1 protein-coding gene is annotated in these 3,316 nt (G+C 70.3%); it reads right to left on the bottom strand.

All coding sequences use genetic code 11. The annotated features are described in order from the left end of the window. Positions 1–59 precede the first annotated feature (59 nt). Positions 60–3,086, bottom strand: a complete 3,027-nt coding sequence (locus ACWFR3_RS46630) for an alpha-mannosidase (protein WP_453740795.1) — start codon at positions 3,084–3,086, stop codon at positions 60–62. Positions 3,087–3,316: the final 230 nt, after the last annotated feature.

The raw sequence follows: 3,316 nt of genomic DNA, 5'->3' as shown, positions 1-3,316 counted from the left end.
AAACCGGCGCGGTTCCGCTTGCCCGCCCGGCTGCCTGCTCCCTGGTCCTCACCCAGAGGTCACGCCCGCGTAAGCCGCAGCGTCACCAGCTCGAACGGACGCAAGGTCAGCGCGAGACCGTCGCCCGAGCGCTCCGGCGCCGTGGCGTCGGCGAGCGGCCGCTCCAGCAGGTCCGTCACCTCGACGGAGCCGACCGGGAAACCCGCCGTCAGGGTTGCCTTCGCCCGGCCGCCGCGGGATTCGTGGAAGCGGACCACCACGTCGCCACTGCCGTCATCGGCGAGCTTGACGGCGGTGACGACGACGGCGTCGTTGTCCAGGCTCACCAGCGGAGCCACCTCGGCACCGCCCGTGATCCGCCGCTCCGGAAGGTTGATCCGGTAGCCCTCGCGCACCGCGTCGCCGATCCCGGCGCCGGGCACCAGCGCGTGCCGGAAGCGGTGGACGCCCTGGTCCGTCTCGGGGTCGGGGAAGCGCGGGGCGCGAAGGAGCGAGGCGCGGACCGTCGTGGTCGTACCGGCGTCCGAGGCGCGCACCGTACGCGTCACGTCATGGCCGTACGTCGAGTCGTTGACCAGGGCGACGCCCCAGCCCGGCTCCTCCATGTGCACGAAGCGGTGGTTGCACGCCTCGAACTTGGCGGCCTCCCAGCTCGTGTTGGTGTGCGTGGCCCGGTAGAAGTGGCCGAACTGCGTCTCCGAGGCGTACCGCTCCGCGTGGATGTCCAGCGGGAACGCCAGCTTCAGGAACTTCTCCGTCTCGTGCCAGTCCACCTCGGTGTCGATGTCCAGACGCGTGGAGCCCGGCGCCAGGGACAGCACCTGCGTCAGGCGCGAGGCGCCGAAGCTCCGTACGACACGGACCGAGGTACCGTCCTCGCCCGGCTCGACCTCGTCCGCCTCCGTGAGGTCGGTGACCGTGTTCCGGTAGAACTCGTCGACGTCCCACGCGTCCCACATGTTCGGGAAGTCGGCGTGGATCTGCGGCAGGTTCGCCGCCTGGCCGGGGGCGACGGTCTCCCGGTCGGCCACGACGTCGTATGCCGAGACGACAAGACCACGCGCGTCGATCTCCACCCGCAGCAGGCCGTTGTCGAGGACGTAACCGCCGTCGGCGCGCGAGGCGATCGCCGACTGGCCGTCGATCGCGGCGGGGCGCGCACCGCCCGCCGGGACGCCGTCGCGGGTGTGCGGGGTGGAGTTGAAGACGAGAGCGCCGGTGCCTTCGCCCTCCCCCGCGAGTGCGCGCTGAGCCGCGTCGATGATGCCGTTCAGCTCATCGGCGACCTTCGCGTACGTCGCGCGCGCCTCCCTGTGCACCCAGGCGATGGACGAACCGGGCAGGATGTCGTGGAACTGGTGGAGCAGGACCGTCTTCCAGATGCGGTCCAACTCCTCGTAGGGGTACGAGAATGCAGGCGCCCGCACGGCAGCGGTGGCCGCCCACAGCTCGGCCTCCCGCAACAGATGCTCGCTGCGGCGGTTGCCCTGCTTGGTGCCTGCCTGGCTGGTGAGCGTGGCGCGGTGCAGCTCCAGGTACAGCTCGCCCACCCAGACGGGGGCGTTCGGGTACTCCGCCTCGGCCTTCTCGAAGAAGGCGGCGGGGGTCTCCCACTCGACGGTCGCCGAGCCCTCCAGGTCACGCAGGCGTCCCGCCTTCGCGATCATCTCGCGGGTCGTACCGCCACCGCCGTCGCCCCAGCCGGTCGGCGCCAGGGAGTGCCGGGCGACTCCCTTGTCCTTGAAGTTCTTCGCCGCGTGGGCGATCTCGCTGCCCTTCATCGAGCAGTTGTAGGTGTCGACGGGCGGGAAGTGCGTGAAGATGCGCGTGCCGTCGATGCCCTCCCAGTTGAAGGTGTGGTGCGGGAAGCGGTTGGTCTGCGACCAGGAGATCTTCTGCGTGAGCAGCCACTTCGAACCGGCCGCCTTGATGATCTGCGGAAGCCCCGCCGCGAACCCGAAGGTGTCGGGCAGCCACGCCTCGTCGTTCTCGACGCCGAACTCGTCCAGGAAGAACCGCTTGCCGTGCACGAACTGCCGGGCCATCGCCTCGGAGCCCGGCATGTTCGTGTCCGACTCGACCCACATGCCGCCCGCGGGCACGAACCGCCCGTCGGCGACCGCCTTCTTGACCTTCGCCCACACCTCGGGCCGGTGCTCCTTGACCCACGCCCACTGCTGCGCCTGCGACATCGCGAAGACGAAGTCCGGCTCGTCCTCGATGAGCGCGGTCATGTTCGACGTCGTACGCGCGACCTTGCGCACCGTCTCGCGCAGCGGCCACAGCCACGCGGAGTCGATGTGCGCGTGGCCGACGGCGCTGATGCGGTGGGCCGAGGGCTCGGCGGGGGTGGTGAGGACGCCTTCGAGCTCGGCGCGGGCAGCCGGCGCGGAGCCGTTCACGTCCTGGAGGTCCACGGCGTCCAGGGCGCGGCCGATGGCGCGCACGATCGCGTAACGGCGCCCGGAGTCCTCGGGCAGCTCCTGCATGAGCTCGCCGAGCACTTCGAGGTCGATGACCAGCTGCCACACGGTCTCGTCGAAGACGGCGAGGTCCATGCGGGCGAGCTTGTACTGGGGCTCGCTGCCGGCCGTCTCCTTGTCGCCGAGCTGGGTGGGCAGGAAGGGGTGGTAGTCGAGGATGACGGGGTTGGACGCGGCCTCGATGTGCAGGTGGACGTCCTCGCCGCCGGTCGCCGGGGCCGCTATCCGCACCCACTGGTTGCGGGGGTTGAGTCCCTTCACCGGGGTGCCGTCGGGGCGGTAGACCAGGCCCTCGCACTGGAAGCCGGGCATGTTCTCGTCGAAGCCGAGGTCGAGGACGGCCTCGACGGTCTTCCCCGCCCATTCCGCGGGCACGGTGCCGGTCACTCGGAACCAGCTGGTGGCCCAGGGGGCACCCCAGGCGGCCCCGACCTTCGTCGGCTCGGGGTGCGCCGCGAGCCCCTCTTCTACGGGCACGGGCTCACCCGGAGCGGTCCATACGGCTACGTCCAGGGGGACGGACTCGGGGTAGACGGCGGGGCGGATGCGCTCGTCTAGGACGCGCTTCAGGCGGGCTTCTATAAGGGTGCGGTCGTCGTGCATGGTGCTCTCCGTTTGTGTGTGTGGGTGCGGGTGGCGTGGCGGGATTCTTTCTCCCCAACCCCGCCCCTTCCCGAAAACCCGCTCGGCGCGGGGGCCTACTCACCTGGGGCTCTGCCCCAGACCCTGTCCAAGATGTCCTCAAACGCCGGACGGGCTGGATACACAGCCCGTCCGGCGTTTGAGGACGAACTCGGCGAAGCCGGTGATGACGGTACGCACAAGGCACATGG

The sequence above is a fragment of the Streptomyces sp. NPDC055189 genome (assembly GCF_053606765.1).
This window is presented reverse-complemented; position numbering and strand designations above follow the sequence as displayed.